Source organism: Sphingomonas hankyongi (assembly GCF_023516575.1).
Taxonomy (GTDB): Bacteria; Pseudomonadota; Alphaproteobacteria; order Sphingomonadales; family Sphingomonadaceae; genus Sphingomicrobium; species Sphingomicrobium hankyongi.
Genome location: NZ_JAMGBE010000004.1, coordinates 237826 through 255189 on the forward strand (window position 1 = coordinate 237826; position 17364 = coordinate 255189).

14 protein-coding genes are annotated in these 17364 nt (G+C 63.4%); 7 read left to right on the forward strand and 7 right to left on the reverse strand.

What is annotated here, in order from left to right; all coding sequences use genetic code 11:
* Positions 1-8 precede the first annotated feature (8 nt).
* Complete coding sequence (purH, locus tag LZ538_RS12975; protein ID WP_249832440.1) at positions 9-1598, forward strand: bifunctional phosphoribosylaminoimidazolecarboxamide formyltransferase/IMP cyclohydrolase; 1590 nt, start codon at positions 9-11, stop codon at positions 1596-1598.
* Here the strand turns inward: purH and LZ538_RS12980 are convergent, their stop codons facing one another.
* Positions 1599-3149, reverse strand: a complete 1551-nt coding sequence (locus LZ538_RS12980; RefSeq protein ID WP_249832441.1) for a lipopolysaccharide biosynthesis protein — start codon at positions 3147-3149, stop codon at positions 1599-1601.
* Entirely contained in the window at positions 3146-5965 is a 2820-nt protein-coding gene (gene polA / locus LZ538_RS12985) for a DNA polymerase I (RefSeq protein ID WP_249832442.1), read from the reverse strand. Before polA ends, LZ538_RS12980 begins: the two co-directional genes overlap by 4 nt.
* Before the next feature lie 283 nt (positions 5966-6248).
* On the opposite strand from polA, the gene LZ538_RS12990 reads away from it, so the two are divergent.
* On the forward strand, positions 6249-8189 hold the full coding sequence (locus tag LZ538_RS12990) for a S8 family peptidase (protein WP_249832443.1): 1941 nt from the start codon (positions 6249-6251) through the stop codon (positions 8187-8189).
* Between the two features lie 77 nt (positions 8190-8266).
* Here LZ538_RS12990 and LZ538_RS12995 read toward each other — a convergent pair whose 3' ends face one another.
* The 3 genes from LZ538_RS12995 to LZ538_RS13005 all read right to left on the reverse strand — a co-directional run bounded on the left by LZ538_RS12995 (position 8267) and on the right by LZ538_RS13005 (position 11162).
* Positions 8267-8536 carry a hypothetical protein gene (locus LZ538_RS12995; RefSeq protein WP_249832444.1) on the reverse strand — a complete coding sequence of 90 codons (270 nt, stop codon included), beginning with the start codon at positions 8534-8536 and terminating at the stop codon, positions 8267-8269.
* Between the two features lie 107 nt (positions 8537-8643).
* Positions 8644-10230 (reverse strand): L-aspartate oxidase, encoded by a 1587-nt coding sequence (nadB, locus tag LZ538_RS13000; protein ID WP_430741986.1) that lies wholly within the window; start codon positions 10228-10230, stop codon positions 8644-8646.
* A 2-nt stretch (positions 10231-10232) separates the two neighbouring features.
* Positions 10233-11162, reverse strand: coding sequence for an ABC transporter ATP-binding protein (locus LZ538_RS13005; protein ID WP_249832487.1), 930 nt, complete (start codon positions 11160-11162; stop codon positions 10233-10235).
* A 116-nt stretch (positions 11163-11278) separates the two neighbouring features.
* Here LZ538_RS13005 and LZ538_RS13010 point away from each other — a divergent pair, with 116 nt between their 5' ends.
* From LZ538_RS13010 to LZ538_RS13030, 5 genes are all read left to right on the forward strand, one after another.
* Positions 11279-11803 (forward strand): DUF4402 domain-containing protein, encoded by a 525-nt coding sequence (locus LZ538_RS13010; protein ID WP_249832446.1) that lies wholly within the window; start codon positions 11279-11281, stop codon positions 11801-11803.
* Positions 11804-11928: 125 nt separating this feature from the next.
* The gene (locus tag LZ538_RS13015) at positions 11929-12450 is read left to right on the forward strand and encodes a DUF4402 domain-containing protein (protein ID WP_249832447.1); all 522 of its coding nucleotides are present in this window, start codon (positions 11929-11931) and stop codon (positions 12448-12450) included.
* A 52-nt stretch (positions 12451-12502) separates the two neighbouring features.
* A complete protein-coding gene (locus LZ538_RS13020) occupies positions 12503-12703 on the forward strand; it encodes a zinc-finger domain-containing protein (RefSeq protein ID WP_249832448.1) in 201 nt (66 codons plus the stop codon).
* Entirely contained in the window at positions 12700-14121 is a 1422-nt protein-coding gene (tldD, locus tag LZ538_RS13025) for a metalloprotease TldD (RefSeq protein WP_249832449.1), read from the forward strand. The genes LZ538_RS13020 and tldD overlap by 4 nt, the downstream gene beginning before the upstream one ends.
* Positions 14118-14657: a DUF924 family protein gene (locus LZ538_RS13030; protein ID WP_249832450.1), complete on the forward strand. Its 540-nt coding sequence runs from the start codon at positions 14118-14120 to the stop codon at positions 14655-14657. Before tldD ends, LZ538_RS13030 begins: the two co-directional genes overlap by 4 nt.
* Positions 14658-14663: 6 nt before the next feature.
* Here the strand turns inward: LZ538_RS13030 and LZ538_RS13035 are convergent, their stop codons facing one another.
* Complete coding sequence (locus tag LZ538_RS13035) at positions 14664-15071, reverse strand: protein tyrosine phosphatase family protein (RefSeq protein ID WP_249832451.1); 408 nt, start codon at positions 15069-15071, stop codon at positions 14664-14666.
* Positions 15072-15075: 4 nt separating this feature from the next.
* Complete coding sequence (locus tag LZ538_RS13040) at positions 15076-17292, reverse strand: M3 family metallopeptidase (RefSeq protein ID WP_249832452.1); 2217 nt, start codon at positions 17290-17292, stop codon at positions 15076-15078.
* Positions 17293-17364 lie beyond the last annotated feature (72 nt).

Sequence of the window (17364 nt, forward strand, 5' to 3'; positions counted from 1 at the left end):
GATCATTGATGGCCGACCTCGTACGCGTCCGCCGGGCGCTTGTTTCGCTTTCGGACAAGACCGGGCTCGAAGAACTCGCCGCCGGTCTTGCGCGGCATGGGGTCGAGATTGTGTCGACCGGCGGCACGGCCGCGAAGATGCGAGAGCTGGGCGCTCAAGTGCGCGACGTGTCGGACCTTACCGGCTTTCCGGAGATGATGGACGGCCGGGTGAAGACTCTTCATCCCAAAGTGCACGGCGGCCTCCTGGGAGTCCGCGACAATCCGGAGCATGCGGCCGCGATGGAGGAGCATGAGATCGCTCCGATCGATCTCGTGGTCGTGAATCTCTATCCCTTCCTCAATACCGTCATGAGCGGTGCGGACCGCGATACGATCATCGAGAATATCGACATCGGTGGGCCCTCGATGGTGCGGTCCGCGGCCAAGAACCACGCTCACGTCGCCATTGTGACCGACCCGGCCGATTATGCCGTGCTGCTCGAGCAGCTCGATGCGAATGGTGCGACCACGCTTGAGTTCAGGAAGAAGCTGGCCGCGAAGGCGTTTGCGCTTACGGCCGCCTATGATTCGACCATCTCGCAATGGTTCGCCTTTGCCGATCAGGGCGATCGTTGGCCGCAGAGCTGGACTCGCGCGAGCACGCTCAAGATGCCGCTTCGCTACGGCGAAAATCCGCATCAGCAGGCTGCGCTGTACGTACCTGTCGGTCCTCACGCCCACGGTGTTGCGCAGGCTGAGCAGGTTCAGGGCAAGGAGCTGAGTTACAACAATCTCAACGACGCGAACGCCGCGCTGGAGTTGGTCAGCGAGTTCCGCGACGGCCCGCCCACGATCGTCATCGTCAAGCATGCGAATCCCTGCGGCGTCGCAACGCGCGACGAATTGCTCGATGCATGGAAGGAGGCCCTTGCCTGCGACAGCGTTTCCGCTTTCGGGGGCATCGTCGCCACCAACCGTCCGCTGAATGCGGCTACGGCCGAAGCAATGACTCAGATCTTCACTGAGGTGGTCGTCGCGCCGGATGCAGATGACGATGCCAAGGCGATCTTTGCCAAGAAGAAGAACCTTCGATTGTTGCTGACCGGGGAGCTTCCGGATCCCACCCGTGCCGGCCAGACGCTCGCCGTCATCGCCGGCGGAATCCTCGTCCAGGACCGCGACAACGGCCACGTAACCCGCGATCAGCTGATATGCGTCACCAAGCGCCATCCGACCGAACAGGAATTGAAGGATTGCCTGTTCGCCTGGACCGTCGCCAAGCACGTGAAGTCGAATGCGATCGTCTATGCCAAGGACGGCGTCACCGCCGGCATCGGCGCGGGGCAGATGAACCGCCGCGACAGCGCGCGCATTGCAGCAATTCGCGCAGTGGAAGCAGCCGAGGCGAACGGCTGGGCCGAACCGCGCACGGTTGGCTCAGCAGTGGCCTCCGATGCATTCTTCCCGTTTGCGGATGGTTTGCTGGCAGCCGCAGAGGCAGGCGCTACTGCCGTCATCCAGCCGGGTGGCTCGATCCGCGACGATGAGGTGATCGCCGCCGCCGACGAGGCTGGCCTCGCGATGCTGTTCACGGGCATGCGTCACTTCCGCCACTGATCAGCGGGCGACATCTCCGGTGGTCCCGGGAGCCGGGACTTCGATCTCCTGGAGCTCCTCGATGTCCGCCTTGCGCATTCGGAAGAGCTCACGATCTTCGGCCTTGAAGCCCTTCGTCCACAGGACGGCGCCGAACGCGAGGAGGATTGCCGGGATCCCGAACAGGAGCTCGGCCCATTCCGGCAGGAAGGTCGACAGCCAGCCGACGAAACCGCCGGCCGCCGCGGCCCAGATCAGCGGCCAGCGCCATCCGTTCACGCGCGCACCCAGCATCCCGCAGAGCAACCGTGACTTCACAACGGCGGCGAAGAACAAAGCGAGCAGAAGGCCGATTGCCGGTCCCGTCGCCTGCCACATTTCCGGCAACTTCATCCCGCGCATCACCAGGATCAGCGCGACCGCGAGTCCGGCCTCCACGGCCAGCATGATGATGCTGATGAGCATATTGCGGTGGCGCGCGACGTAGATCAGCGCCGCTTCGCTTACGGCCGCCATTGCCGCGACCACTTCGGCGAACAGAAGGAAGCATAGCGCGGCGGTACCTGCGACGAAGGCCGGCCCGACGAGGCCCATCACTGCTTCGCCGGGAATCGCCAGCGCCAGCGCAACGCCCAGCTGCGCCGCGATCACCCAAAAGCCGACTTGGCGAACTTGCTTGGCCACTGCGCCTTTGTCTCCCGCCGCGATGTTGCGGGCGATGACCGGTCCCAGGATCGGATCGAAGCTGGTTTTCAGCTTGGCGGGAAGCGAGGCTACGTTTTGCGCCACATAGTAGATGCCGACCACCTTCGGAGCGAAGAAAAGGCCGAGGACCGCGATGTCGATGCGCCGCGATCCCCATTCGACGGCGTCTGCCGCAGCCACCGGCACATTCCGGCGCGCCATGCGCCACAGGGTCGCGGGGTCCGGGCGCCAGTCGTGGGGCAGGCCGTAGCTGCGAAGGAATGGGATGGCCGACGCGACTAGGGCGCCGATCATGGACAGCACGTAGGAAATGATGAGGCCGTCCCTGAGCGAGATGAACGACCATGCGAGCGCGCCCGCGCTGATGATCACCGGCTCAACCACCGCCCGCGCCCGCACCGTCGATGTGACGTCATGACGGTAGGCGAGCGCCGCCAGCATGATGTCCGACCAGGCGAGCGCGATGATCGTCACGGGCAGGAGCCAGTCGAGGCCCTTGATCTCGCTGTTCGGGTACATGGCCTGCGGGAACAGCATCAGGATACTCATGGCGATCGCCGAGCCGATGCCCGCGACGATCAGCGCGTCGAAGGCGATGCAGGCGTGCGGCTTCTCGGTGTGCGCAAGCTGCTGCGCCAGGCCGCGCTTTAGCCCGAGCGTAGCGAGCTGCGCTGCAAATTCGACGATCAGGATCGCATAAGCGAAGCGGCCCAGCTCGGCGGCGCCGTAGATCCGGCCGGCAATGAACAGGAACGGAAGCCTCGCTGCCAGCCGGACACAGAAGCCCAGGAAATTGATCCGCCCGCCACGCGCCAGCGCCGCCAGGTCGGCGGTTGGAGCCGGTTGCTCACCCGCTTTCGTACTCAATGCGCTTCGCCCCAGTGCGCGCCCCAGCCCACTTCCACGTCTAGCGGCACGTCTAAGCGGATCGCTGGCTCGGCGGCGCTCGCCATCACCTTCTTGATGACGGCCTTGGCTTCCTCTTCGCGGCCGTTGGGCACTTCGAACACGAGTTCGTCGTGGACCTGCAGCAGCATTCTTACGTCGCCGAGGCCCGCTTCGCGCAGCGCATCGTCCATCCGCGCCATGGCGCGCTTGATAAGGTCGGCGCTGGTGCCCTGAATCGGCGCATTGATGGCCGCGCGCTCCGCGCCAGCACGGATCGACGGATTGGGCGAGCGGATGTTGGGCAGGAAATGAGTCCTCCGCCCGAACAAGGTTCGCGTGAATCCATGCTCCCGAACGAACGACAAGGTGGAATGGGTGAAGGCGCGGATGCCGGGGAAGCGCTCATAGTAACGGTCGATGATCGCCTTGCCCTCATCCTTCGGCAGTCCCAGCCGTCCGGCGATACCCCAGGCCGAGCTGCCGTAGAGGATGGCGAAGTTGATCGTCTTCGCCTGGTTGCGCCTGTCGCGGTCTACCCGACCGAACAGTTCCTCCGCAGTCAGGCTGTGAATGTCGACGCCGTTGCGGAACGCCTCCTTTAACTGCGGCACGTCCGCCATCTGCGCAGCCAGCCGCAACTCGATCTGGCTGTAGTCGGCCGAAAGCAATTTATAGCCTTCGTCCGCGATGAAGGCATCGCGGATCTTGCGCCCGATCTCCGTCCGGATCGGGATGTTCTGCAGGTTCGGGTCGTTGGACGACAGGCGGCCGGTCTGCGCGCCGGTGAGCGAAAAGCTCGTGTGGACCCGTCCGGTCTGCGGGTTGATCTGCGCCTGGAGCGCGTCCGTGTAAGTGCTCTTCAACTTCGTGAGCTGGCGCCATTCGAGCACCAGCGAAGCGCATTGGACGCCTTCACCCGCAAGCCGCTCCAGCTCGTTCACGTCCGTCGAATATTGGCCGCTCTTGCCCTTGCGGCCGCCCTTCAGGCCGAGGCGACCGTAAAGGACTTCTCCGAGTTGCTGGGGCGACCCGATGGTGAAAGGGCCGCAGGCAGCCTCGTAGATCTTTTCCTCGAGAGACTGGATGTCGCGCCCGAATTCAGAGGACAGGCGGGCAAGATAGTCGCGATCGACCTTCACCCCGCGACGCTCCATTCGACCGATCACGGGGACCAGCGGCTTGTCGACCCGCTCGTATACCTGCGTCGCGCCCTCCGCCGCGATCCGTGGCTTCAGCCAGAGCCAAAGGCGCAGCGTGATGTCGGCGTCCTCGCCCGCATATTCGGTCGCTGGCCCCAGCTGCACCTTGTCAAAGGTGATCTGCTTCGACCCGGTCCCGCATAACTGCTTGAAGGGAATGCATTCGTGATCGAAATGCGCTTTCGCGAGCTCTTCGAGACCGTGCCCGAAGGACTTTCCCGCATCGAGGTCGAAGCTCATGACCATCGTGTCGTCGACGGGAGCGACGTCGGTTCCCGCCTTGTCGAACATCACCCAGTCATATTTGAAATTATGCCCGATCTTGATCACGGCCGGGTCTTCCAGCAGCGGCTTCAGCTTCTCAAGAACCAAAGATTCGGGCAGCTGTTGCGGGGCGTCGGACAACAGGTCGCCGCCTATATGGCCGACTGGGATGTAGCATGCCCTGTTCGGCGCCGTCGCAAGGCTGATCCCGGCCAGCCTGGCGATGATGCAGTTGATGCAATCCGTTTCGGTGTCGAGGGCAACATAGCCTTGGGCCCTGGCTTCCGCGATCCAGCGGTCGAGCGAGGGCTCGTCGATGATCGTCTCATATTTTGAGCGATCGACATCGATCTTCTCTGTGATCGGCGCAGCGGGCGACTTGGCGTCCATTGCCGCCATGACGTCATTTCTTACCGTCGCCCCGGTTTGCTGGACGCCTCCCCCGTGCAGCCGATTGAGCAGCGATTTGAAGCCCTGATCCGCAAGGAATTCTTCCAGCGGTTCTTTCGGAATATTCTTTAGGACCAGCCCGTCGAGCGGCTCGGGAAGGGGCGCGTCGCAGACCAGCCGCACCAGCTCGCGGGACAGGCGTGCATTGTCGGCATGGTCGATCAGAGACTGCTTCAGCTTGGGCTTGGTGATCTGGTCGGTACTGCCCAGCACCGTTTCCAGGTCGCCAAATTGCTGGATCAGCTGTGACGCGGTCTTCGGGCCGATCCCAGGGACGCCCGGAACATTGTCCACGCTGTCGCCCATCAGTGCGAGCACCTCGCCGACTTTCTCGGGCGGCACGCCGAATTTCTCGAGCACCTGTTCGCGGCCGATGCGCCGGTCGTTCATCGTGTCGAGCATGTCGATTCCGGCATCCTCGTCGATCAATTGCATCAGGTCCTTGTCGGAGCTGACGATCGTCACCTTCCAGCCGGCGCTCTTCGCTGCTGCGACGTAGCAGGCGATGATGTCGTCCGCCTCCAGCCCGTCTTCCTCGATGCAGGGGATGGAAAAGGCTCGCGTGGCGACCCGGATCAGGGGGAATTGCGGGACCAGGTCTTCAGGCGGCGGAGGCCTGTGCGCCTTGTACTGGTCGTACATCCGGTTCCGGTGAGTCTGCTCCGACGCGTCCAGGATCACCGCCATGTGCGTGGGGCCATCAGCCTTGCTGAGCCCGTCGGCGAGCTTCCACAGCATCGTGGTGTAACCGTAGACCGCGCCGGCCGGCTGGCCATGCCGGTTCGTCAACGGCGGCAGCCGGTGATAGGCGCGGAAAATGTAGCTCGATCCGTCGACCAGATAGAGATGGGGCTGGGCTGGTGCTTGGGCGGCGTCGGACATGAAGGCGAGGGGTTTAGCAGGCTAGTTGCGGGAAGGAAGCTTATCGCAATGTAGGGGCCATCGGCCTGTTTTGAACGCTTGCCGCAGGAGGTTTTGCGGAGCCGAGCGACTAGAGCGGAGCGGCGCTCGCGAGGATGCGGCGCGCCATGGTTAAGCTGCGGGGCACCCTCGCCGGTCATCTGCCTTTAACAGCTTTGTGGTAATGCTAATTAATTGAGCTGTTTACGAAATTTTCGTTTTCAAAACGCATTTGTTGGGTGAAGTTGACCCCGGGGAGGGACAGATGCCCGCAGTATACGCGTTTGGAGATGAAGCGGCGGATGGCCGCGTTCTCCTGAAATTCCGTCACGAGGCAAGCGCGGGTGAGCGCGATCACGCGCTCCAGAAAGTCGGTGGCGAAGTCGAAGAATCCTTCGGATTCGACGGACGAGAGCATGTTCACAAGGTGGCGTTGGGGCAGGGGGTCAGCGTCGACCAGGCGGTTGAGACGCTCTCATCGGACGGTGCCGTGAGCTATGCCGAGCAGGACTCCATCGTTCATGCGCAAGTGCTCTCGAACGATCCGGGTTGGACCGCAGGCCGCATGTGGGGAATGGCCGGCGACCTCAGCACGCCCAAGAATGCCTATGGCAGCCAGGCGGCTGAAGCTTGGGCGGCCGGCTATGTCGGTTCGACGAAGGTCGCGGTGGGCGTCGTCGACAGCGGCGTCGATTACACGCATCCCGATCTCTACCAGAACATCTGGCTCAACAATAACGAGATCCCGGTCGCTTTCCGCAGCAGCCTCGTCGACAGCGACAAGGACGGGACGATCACGTTCCGCGACCTTAACGCTGCCGCGAACGCCGCTTACGTCCGGGACGTCAACGCCAACGGCTACATCGATGCCGGGGACCTGCTGAACGACACCCGTTGGGAAAACGGAGTCGACGAGGACGGCAACGGCTATCGCGACGACCTGATCGGCTGGGATTTCGTCAACAACGACAACGACCCCTACGACGACAACGGGCACGGCACGCACGTCTCGGGCACCATCGGAGCGACCGGGGGCAATGGGGTCGGTGTTGCCGGCGTTGCCTGGAATACCTTGATCGTGCCGCTTAAGTTCCTCGATGCGAGCGGCAGCGGATACACGTCCGACGCGGTGAAGGCGCTTGATTACTTCACCAACCAGGGGAGCAAGTCGACGGCCGTCGACTTCGTAGCGACGAACAATAGCTGGGGGGGCGGCTCCGCTTCGCAGTCGGTGCTCGACGCGATCGTTCGCGCCGCGCGACAGGACATCCTGTTCGTCGCGGCTGCCGGCAACGGGGGCGCGGACAGTGTCGGCGACAACAATGACGCTGTCGCCAACTGGCCGTCGAACTACAGCACGCTGGCGGCGCTCGGCTGGGATGCGGTGATCGGCGTTGCAGCGCTGACCTCGACCGGCGCGCTCGCGAGCTATTCCAACTACGGCGCGAGCACCGTGGATATCGGAGCCCCTGGCTCGTCCATCTATTCGACTCTGCCCGGCGGGACGTACGGCTATTACAGCGGTACCTCGATGGCGACGCCGCATGTCACCGGCGCCATCGCGCTCGCCGCCGCGGCTTCAAGCACCGACACGGCTCAATCGCTCAGGGCTGCGCTGCTGAACTCGGCGGCGGCGACCGCGTCTCTGGCGGGCAAGACGGTGACTGGCGATCGCCTCGACGTCATGAGCTTCGTGCAGGCCATGGGCTCGACTCCCACACCCACACCCACACCCACGCCGACCCCGACACCGACCCCGACCCCGACCGTCACCAACATCTACGGCACCACGGGCTCCAACTCGATCATCGGTACAACCGGCAACGACAAGATCTGGGGCGTACCCGCATCCGGGACGACGGCTGCGTCGCTCGGCCGCGGCTCGGTTGACACGCTGAAGGGCAACGGCGGCAATGACGTCTTCGTTCTCGGCGACGCGCGAGGCCGCTTCTACGATGATGGCTCTTCGTTCAATGCCGGCACCAATGATTATGCCCGGATCACCGACTTCAGCAGCGGCGACAAGGTGCAGCTAAAGGGCGCTGCGTCGGACTATCTTTTGAAGACGACGACGCTCGGCGGAGTAAGCGGTACCGGCATCTATTACGACACCAACCACAATCATTCGTGGGACACACGCGACGAGCTCATCGGTCTCGTTTCAGGGTCGAAGACGCTCGCGGCCGCCGACCTGTTCTTCGTCTAGATACGAAAAAGGGCGCCCTCCTTTCGGGGGCGCCCCTCGCCAGCCCACCTGCGTGCGTGGTGGCCTGGACGTAAGCCTTAGTTGGCGCTGTTTCCGTCGGCGTCCGCGCTGCTGCGGGTCGCGTCGGCCGCTTTCTCGCCTGCTGCGCGGGTCGCGTCGGCCTGGTTCTCGAGAGCGTCTTCAGTCGCCTCGTTGCCCGTGTTGTCCGCGGCCTCTTCGAGATTGTCCGCAGTCGCTTCGGCATTGGCCTCGATATTGTCTGCAGCCTGCTCCTGCGGCGTGTTGTTGTTGCAAGCCGCAAGCGCTCCGAGACCGATTGCGACGCCGAAAACCGTGGTGAGCTTCATTAGCTTTCCCCTGCTGTGTTGCGGAAGGCCCGTGGCTTTCGCCCGCGGGCCTTCGAAACGACACTAATCGTCGCGGCACTTTTTTGTTCCGTGTTCGCAACGGGAAGCTAGGGAACGAGCACGGTATCCTTGGGTTTCGCGAGCTGGTCCGGGTAATCGATCGTATAGTGCAGTCCGCGGCTCTCGTGCCGGTTCAAGGCGGATCGGACGATCAGGTCGGCGACCTCGACGAGATTGCGCAATTCGATCAGGTCCGGCGTCACCCGGAAGTGCGCATAATATTCCTGTACTTCCTGGCGAAGCATGTCGATGCGCCGCTTCGCGCGCTCGAGCCGCTTGGTCGTCCGGACGATCCCGACGTAATTCCACATGAAGCGGCGGATCTCGCCCCAGGTCTGGGCGATGACGACCTCCTCGTCGCTGTCGGTCACCCGGCTTTCGTCCCAGGCGCGGATGGCGGGCACGTCCGGCAGGTCGTTCCAATGCTCGGCGATATGCTTCGCCGCGGCTTCACCGAACACAAGGCATTCGAGGAGGCTGTTCGATGCTAGCCGGTTGGCGCCATGGAGGCCGGATTGAGTGACCTCGCCCGCCGCATATAGACCCGCCGAATCCGTGCGGCCATCGAGATCCACGACTACTCCGCCGCAAGTATAATGTTGGGCAGGGACAACGGGGATCGGCTCCCTGGTGATGTCGATCCCCAGCGCGAGCAGCTTTTCGTAGATGTTCGGGAAATGCGAACGGATGAAATCCTCGTCACGGTGCGAGATGTCTAGATGCACATAGTCGAGGCCCAGGCGCTTGATCTCATGATCGATCGCTCGCGCGACGATGTCGCGTGGGGCGAGCTCCGCCCTTTCGTCGAACCGCGGCATGAAGCGCGTGCCGGCGCCCTTCACGCCGGGTGGGAGCTTCAGCTGTCCGCCTTCTCCACGCACCGCTTCGGTGATCAGGAAATTCTTGACCTGCAGGTTGTAGAGGCAGGTCGGATGGAACTGCATGAATTCCATGTTCGAGATGCGGCAGCCCGCGCGCCACGCCATGGCGATGCCATCGCCGGTCGCGCCGCGCGGCGCCGTTGAATAGAGGTAGGCGCGCCCCGCGCCGCCCGTCGCCAGGATGGTGGCGCGTCCCGTCAATGTTTCGACGCGCTTTTTCTTCCGATTGTATGCGTAGAGGCCATGCACCGCCCCGCTGGTCGAGAAATGGGCTGCATGACGCCCGGTGATGAGGTCGATGGCGACCATATCCGGTACGAGCGTGATGTTCGGATGTTTGGCGGCAGCTTCTTCCAGCGCCTGCTGGATAGCGTAGCCGGTCGCATCCGCGACATGGACGATTCGGCGGTGGCTATGCCCCCCTTCGCGGGTCAGGTGCAGCGCATCCCCTTCCGTTGCGAATGGGACACCTAGCTCGATCAATCGTGCAATTGCGTGCGGGGCCTCGCTGACCACATGTTCCACGACTTTCCGGTCGTTGAGGCCGGCGCCCGCGATCATCGTGTCGTTGACATGCGCTTCGAAGCTGTCGCCCTCTTCCAGGACGGCCGCTATCCCGCCCTGCGCCCAGCTCGTCGCGCCTTCGCCTAGAGCGCCCTTTGCGACGACCGCGACCGAGTGTTTCTCGGCGAGGTTCAGAGCGGCGGTGAGGCCCGCGGCTCCCGAACCGATGACCAGTACGTCGGCAGTGATGCTCACGCGGCTTCCTGCCCGGACGACACCAGGCTCAGGAAAACGTCCTCAAGGTCCGGATCCCGCGTCGACACGTCGACGATGTGCAGGCCGTCGGCGGTGAGCGCGCCCAGTACGTCCCCGGCGTTCACCTTGTCCTTGCGATAGGTGATCTCGAGCGTGCGCTCGTCCACCAGCGCGATATTCTCGAAACAGGCATTGGTGGGCACTGCGCCAATGTCACGGTCGAATGTGACAACGACGGCCTTCTCCTGAGCCTTGGCGATGAGCTCCCGCGTAGGCTCATTGGCGACCACGCGACCGTGGTGGATGATGGCGATGCGGTCGCACAGCTGCTCGGCTTCCTCGAGATAATGGGTGGTCAGAACGATCGTCACGCCTTGCGCATGCAGTCGCCGCACATAATCCCACAGCTGGCGCCGGAGCTCGACGTCGACGCCCGCGGTAGGCTCGTCGAGAACGAGGATCGGCGGCGAATGCACCATCGCCTTTGCGACGAGCAGCCGCCGTTTCATGCCGCCGGACAGGGTGCGCGAATAAGCATGCGCCTTATCGGTAAGGTGCATGGCCGCGAGTAGTTCGTCGCTTATCCGCTCGCTCTTGGGAATTCCGTAAAGGCCGGCTTGGATCTCAAGAGTCTCTCGCGGCGTGAAAAATGGATCGAAGATGATCTCCTGGGGCACCACGCCTATCGAGCGCTTGGCGTTGCGCGGATGCTCGTCGAGGTCGAAGCCCCAGATCGTCGCCTTGCCGTCGCTCTTCATGACGAGGCCAGCAAGGATGTTGATCAACGTCGACTTGCCCGCGCCGTTCGGTCCCAGGAGGCCGAAGATCTGGCCGCGGGGAACGTCGAAGCTGACGTCGTTCAACGCCCGTTTTCCTCCCGCATAGGTCTTGCAGAGAGATTCAATGCGGATTGCGGGCTCGTCCATCTCGCGAAGCGGCATAGGATCGCCGTCGTTGGCCGACAAGCGGAGGCGGTAAATTGCGCGTTTACCTTAAAAGCTAGAGTGATGTTGAAGTTAACCACGTAACGCGTGCGGCGTTCATGAGTCCCTTCTCTTCCTCTCGAAGCGCGATCGCGCTGTTCGCTTTGCTTGTCGCCCCCGCGGCGATGCCGGCGACCGCCGCGACACCGAGCTCGAACGCCATCTCCACAGCGGCCATCCTGCACCCGATCAACGTAATCAAAAGGGCTGACCTGGACTTCGGTTATGTCGGTGCCGGCACCGGTGCGGGAACCGTGGTCATCGACCCTGAAACCGACGCCACCACGTCGACCGGCGGAGCGCTGCTGCTTGGCGGAACCCCGCACTCGGCTGCGTTTGTCGGCGCCGCCGGAAGCAGCAGCGTCGTCAACATCAAGATCCCGAAGCAACCGGTGACGCTCACGCGCGTCGGGGGCACCCAAACGATGACGGTTTCCAAATTCACGCTGCAGGGCCTGGACAAGCGCTTCGTCGCCAAACAGGTCGCGTTCGATTTCCGTGTCGGGGCGACTCTGAACGTCGGCGCGAACCAGGTGGAGGGTCTTTACACCGGATCGTTCGACGTGACGGTTCAATATCCCTAATTCGGCGATGTGCTTGCGCGTTAAGGTAAACCTTAGACCAACCCTCTCTCTTCAACGGCTGGTGATATCGGCTCGGTGATACTCGGCAATTGTAGTTTGCTGCGTATCGGGGAGCCTGGCCAATCATGTTCGGTAAGTATCGTATCGCCATTCTTGGCGCGCTCGCCCTTGCGGCAGTTCCGGCTATGGCCGCGCCTGTCACTCCCAGCAGCCAGGCACAGAGCCGAGCGCTGATCCTCGTTCCGCTGACCCTGACGAAGATCGACGACCTCCGTTTTGGAACCGTTGTGCCATCCTCCTTGTCGGGAATGGTCTCCATCAATGCCTCGACGGGAGCGCGCACGATCGCCGGAGGCGTGACCGGTGTGCCGAGCGACGTTGGCCAGCGTGCTTATTTCGGTGGGGCGGGAACCGGCAACCAGCAGGTGATCATCACCTATGTTCAGCCCACGGAGCTGACCAGCACGACGAACAGCGCCGACAAGATTCCGGTCCTGGCGCTCACGCTCGACGGCTCGCCTATCCGTACGATCAACCCCGTGACGCGGACCTTCTTCTTCGGAATGGGCGGGATCATCATGATCAACGCTGATCAGGCGGAAGGCCTTTACGAAGCCAATTTCGACGTCACCGCCAACTATCAATGATCGGGTCACCCCCGATCTTGTGACCCATCGTTCGGCAGCCTAAGTGGCGGACATGTCGTCAATCCCGCCCCCCGAAGTCTTTCGCGTCTCGACCGTGCAGGTAGCCTGCGACGGTTCCGGTGAGATCTCGCCAGCGCTCGGTCATCCGCGAGTATTCCTGCGCATCGACCCCGAGGTCGGCTACGTCGAATGCGGCTATTGCGACAGGCGCTTCGTTTACATCGGGGGACCGGCGGACACCCAAGCCGCATGAGCTCGGCCGATCCCCGGCGGTTTCTGTACCGAAGCCTGGATCCTCAGGCTGCCCAGCAGCTCGCGACCAAGCACCTCTCTGGCTGCGACGATGGTGAGCTTTACCTGCAATATAGCGCAAGCGAGGCTTTCGGCTTCGACGACGGACGGCTGAAGACCGCGGATTATCACACCACGTCCGGCTTTGGATTGCGCGGGGTGACCGGCGAGACGACCGCGTTCGCCCAGGCCAACGAAATCAGCGAATCTGCGATCGAACGCGCGGCTTCGACACTCAAGCTGCTCGACCCCAGGACTACCGCGCCGGCGGCTTCTCCGCCGCGCACCAACCAGGCGATGTATCGCGCGGACGACCCGCTCGCCTTGGTGCCATTCGCGGAGAAGGTCGCGCTGTGTGAGACGATCGACGCGGCGGCGCGATCGCGCGACCCGCGCGTCGTCCAGGTCAGCGTCTCGCTCGCCGCGAGCTGGAGCGTGATCGATATCGTGCGCGCCGGCGGTTTCGTCGCCCATGACGTGAGGCCGCTGGTTCGGCTCGGCGTCCAGATTGTCGTCGAGCAGAATGGCCGCCGCGAAACCGGCTACCATGGCCTCGGCGGGCGTTATCTTTACGGCAGCCTGTTGGAGGCTGCGCAGTGGAACCGGGCCATCGACATCGCTCTGGCTCAGGCTTTGACCAATCTCGAGTCGGTCGCCGCACCGGCGGGCGAAATGCCCGTGGTCCTCGGCCCCGGCTGGCCTGGAGTGCTGCTGCACGAGGCGGTGGGGCACGGCCTTGAAGGCGACTTCAACCGCAAGGGCACCTCGGCCTTCTCCGGACGGCTGGGCGAACGCGTGGCGGCTCCAGGCGTGACGGTCATCGACGACGGAGCGATGGAGCAGCGCCGAGGGTCGCTGACGATCGACGACGAAGGCACGCCGACCCGGCGCAACGTCCTTATCGAGGATGGCATCCTCAAAGGCTATTTGCAGGATCGTCTCAATGCGCGGCTGATGGGCGTCGAGCCGACCGGGAACGGCCGCCGCGAGAGCTTCGCGCATGCGCCGATGCCGCGCATGACCAACACCTTCATGCTCGCCGGCAACGACGACCCCGGTGGATTGGTCGAGCGCGTGAGCGACGGCATTTACGCAAAGAGCTTCGGCGGCGGGCAGGTCGACATCACTAGCGGGAAGTTCGTCTTCTCCTGCACCGAGGCCTACCGCATTCGCGGCGGAAGGATCGCGGAGCCGATCAAGGGCGCGACGCTGATCGGCGACGGCCCGACGGTCCTCACCCGTGTCAAAGGCATTGGCAACGATCTCGAGCTCGACGAGGGCATCGGCGTGTGCGGCAAGGGTGGGCAATCGGTGCCGGCGGGGGTGGGCCAGCCCACCTTGCTGATCGAGGGCTTGACGGTAGGCGGCACTGCGGCGTGAGCGCCGATTGGCGGAGCGACGTTCTGAAATTCTGGTTTGCGCTCGGCTATGCCCGTTGGTGGAAGCGCGACGACGCGCTCGACCACCAAATCAAGCAGCTGTTCCTGAAATTATGGGCTGAAAAGCGCGAGCTGCCGGCAGAGGCTTTCCTGGCCGATCCGCTGACCGCGCTCGCGGCGGTGATCCTGTTCGACCAGTTTCCGCGCAACATGTTCCGAGATCATGCCGATCAATTCGCGACCGACCATCTGGCGCTGGCAATTGCGAAAGAGGCGATCGCTCGCGGCTTCGACGAACAGCTTCAGACGGATGAACGCGCATTTCTCTACACGCCGTTCCAGCATAGCGAGAACATCGACGATCAGAACCGATCGGTGCTGCTGTTCAACGAGCTCGGTGACAGCCGCTACCTGCCTTTCGCGGAGAAACACCGCGACGTGATCCAGAGGTTCGGTCGCTTTCCGCACCGCAATGCAATCCTTGGGCGCGCGCCGCGACCTGCCGAGATTGCCGCCGGCGACGTCTATCCCTGGTGATCTGGATTAAAGCAGGTGCGCGATCGGTGCGAGGCTGACGCCCGCATCTTCCGCGAGACGCTCAACCTCTTCGCGGCCCATCCCTTCCTCCCGCCGGGCGAGCGCCCAGGCGAAGGTCGAACGAGCGCCCGAACGGCAGAACGCCAGCAGCTTGCCGTCCCCGCAATCGCGCATCGCATCCTGAAGCTCCCCGACCTCGGCAGGGCCCGGGCCGCGCCGGATCGGGAGGAAGCGGTAGCCAATTCCGGCGGCTTTTGCCGCTTCCTCGATATCGGAGGCGAGCGGTTGGCCGGGGTCCTCGCCGTCCGGCCGGTTGTTGACGATCATGGTGACGCCATGCTCCGCCAGCCCTGCGACTTCGTCAGGGGCAATCTGCCCGCTTACGAATGTGCGGTCGTCGAGCTGGCGGATCATAAGCTTAGCGTCCTCTCTCGCCCTTCTTCGGAGCAGGCGCTGCCGGGGCCGGTGTCGGCACAGGCGGTGCGCTCGTCGCACCCTCGCTGCTCAGCCCATAATATTCGAGATAGGGCTGAATGCTCGGGTCGTGACCTGCCCAGCTGCGATACATGTCGGCATAATCGATCGTGTTCCCGCGCGACAGGACCATGTCGCGGAAACGCTGGCCGTTGGCGCGCGTAAGCCCGCCATTGGTCTCGAACGTGTTGAACGCGTCCTGCCCGAGCATGCGAGTCCATGGGTAGGCATAATATCCCGCGGAATAGCCATTGCTCCAGATGTGAAGGAAATAGCTCGAGCGGTAGCGCGGCGGCACGTCGGCAACGTCGAATCCGCCCCTGGCCAGCGCGTCTGCCTCGAACTTGTCGACGTCGAGGCGGCCGGTGTCGCCCGGCAGCGAGTGCCAGTCGAGATCGAGCCGAGCCGCGGTCAGCGCCTCGCCGAGCTCGTAGCCCTGGTTGAAGGTGCGCGACTTCTTGATCTTGTCGACCAGGTCCTGCGGGATCGTCTGGCCCGACTGATAATGCACCGCGTAGTGCGGAAGAATCTTCGGATCGAGCGCCCAGTTCTCGTTGAACTGCGACGGGAACTCGACGAAGTCGCGCGCGACGTTCGTGCCCGACAGCGTCGGATAGGTCTGCGCGGCGAACATGCCGTGCAGCGCATGGCCGAACTCGTGGAACATCGTCGTCACGTCGTCCCAGCTGATCAGCGCCGGCTGACCCGGCGCAGGCTTGGTAAAGTTCTCGACGTTGAACACCACCGGCTTAGTGCCGCGCAGGTAGCTCTGGTTGACGAGGTTCGACATCCACGCCCCGCCCGACTTGTTGTCGCGCTTCCAGGGGTCGATGTAGAATATCGACAGCTGCTTCCCGTCCGCATCGAACACGTCGAACACGCGCATGTCGGGGTTCCACGTCGGCAGGTCCTTCCGCTCCTTGAACGTTAGGCCGTAGAGCTGGTTCGCGGCGTAGAAGACGCCGTCCGTAAGAACCTTGTTGAACTCGAAATAAGGCTTTAGCTCGTCGCTATTGAGCGCGTAGCGCTGCTTGCGGATCTGCTCGGCGTAGAAGTTCCAGTCCGCCGGAGTCACCTCGAAATTGGCGCCCTGCGCTTTCGCGAGCGCGCGGATGTCGGCAGCCTCCTGGCGCTCCTTGGCGGAAACGGACGGTGCAAGGCGATCCAGGAAAGCTACCGCCGTCTCGCGCTTCTTCGCCATCTGGTCGTAAAGCGCATAGTCGGCCCAGTTCTGCTCCCCGAACAGAGCGGCTTTCTGGGCGCGCAGCTGCGCGATCTCGCTGATGATCGAACGCGTGTCGTTGGCATCCCCATGCTCGGCGCGATTGAGGCTGGCGTCGAACAATTTCTGGCGCGCGTCGTGGCTAGTCAACGAGTCGGACGCAGGCTGCTGCGTCGTGTTCTGCAGCGGCAGCACATAGCCCGCGACCTTGCGGTCCTTGGCGGCTTCCTGCGCTGCGGCTAGCTGCTCCTGCGACAGGCCAGAGAGGGCGGAGGCGTCGGCCACATGCACCGCACCCGCCTTGGCGGCGGCGAGCAGCTTCTGCGTGAAATCCGTCTGAAGGGTGCTGAGGCGCTTGTTGATGATCTTCAGCTGCGCCTGCTTGGCGGCCGGAAGCTCGGCGCCCGCATGCACGAAGCCCTTGTAATAAACGTCGAGCACCTTCGCCTGCTCCGGATTCAGGTTCAGCTCGGCCTGGTGGTCGTGCAGATATTTGACCCGCTGGAACAGCTTCGCATTGAGATAGATGAAGTCGCCGTGCGCCGCGAACAATGGCGCCGTCTTGGTGTCGGTAGCCTGCAGCGTATCGTTGGTGTTCGCGCCGTTGACCGCCGAGAATGCCAGGTTCGCGCGTTCGAGCAGCTGGCCGGAGCGCTCGAGGGCGACGATCGTGTTGTCGAACGTCGGCGTCGCCTTCTGGTTGGCGACCGCGGTCACTTCGCGCTTCTGCTCGGCCATGCCGGCGAGGAGCGCGGGCAAATAGTCGCTGTCCTTGATCTTGGAGAAGTCCGGCGCCTCCAGCGCGAGGGCGCTCGGCTTGGCGAACGGATTGGAAGCGGAAAGTGTCGCGGCAGGAGCGGCGGCCTTCTTGGTGGCAGCGCCGGCTGGGGCGGCAAAGACAGCGATGGCTGCCGAAGCAAGCAGGAGTTTACGGATCATTGGAATTCCTGTTTCGAATGCGAATAGGCTGATGTTGCACTATTACATGCAGACGCTTTCGTCAGCATGAAT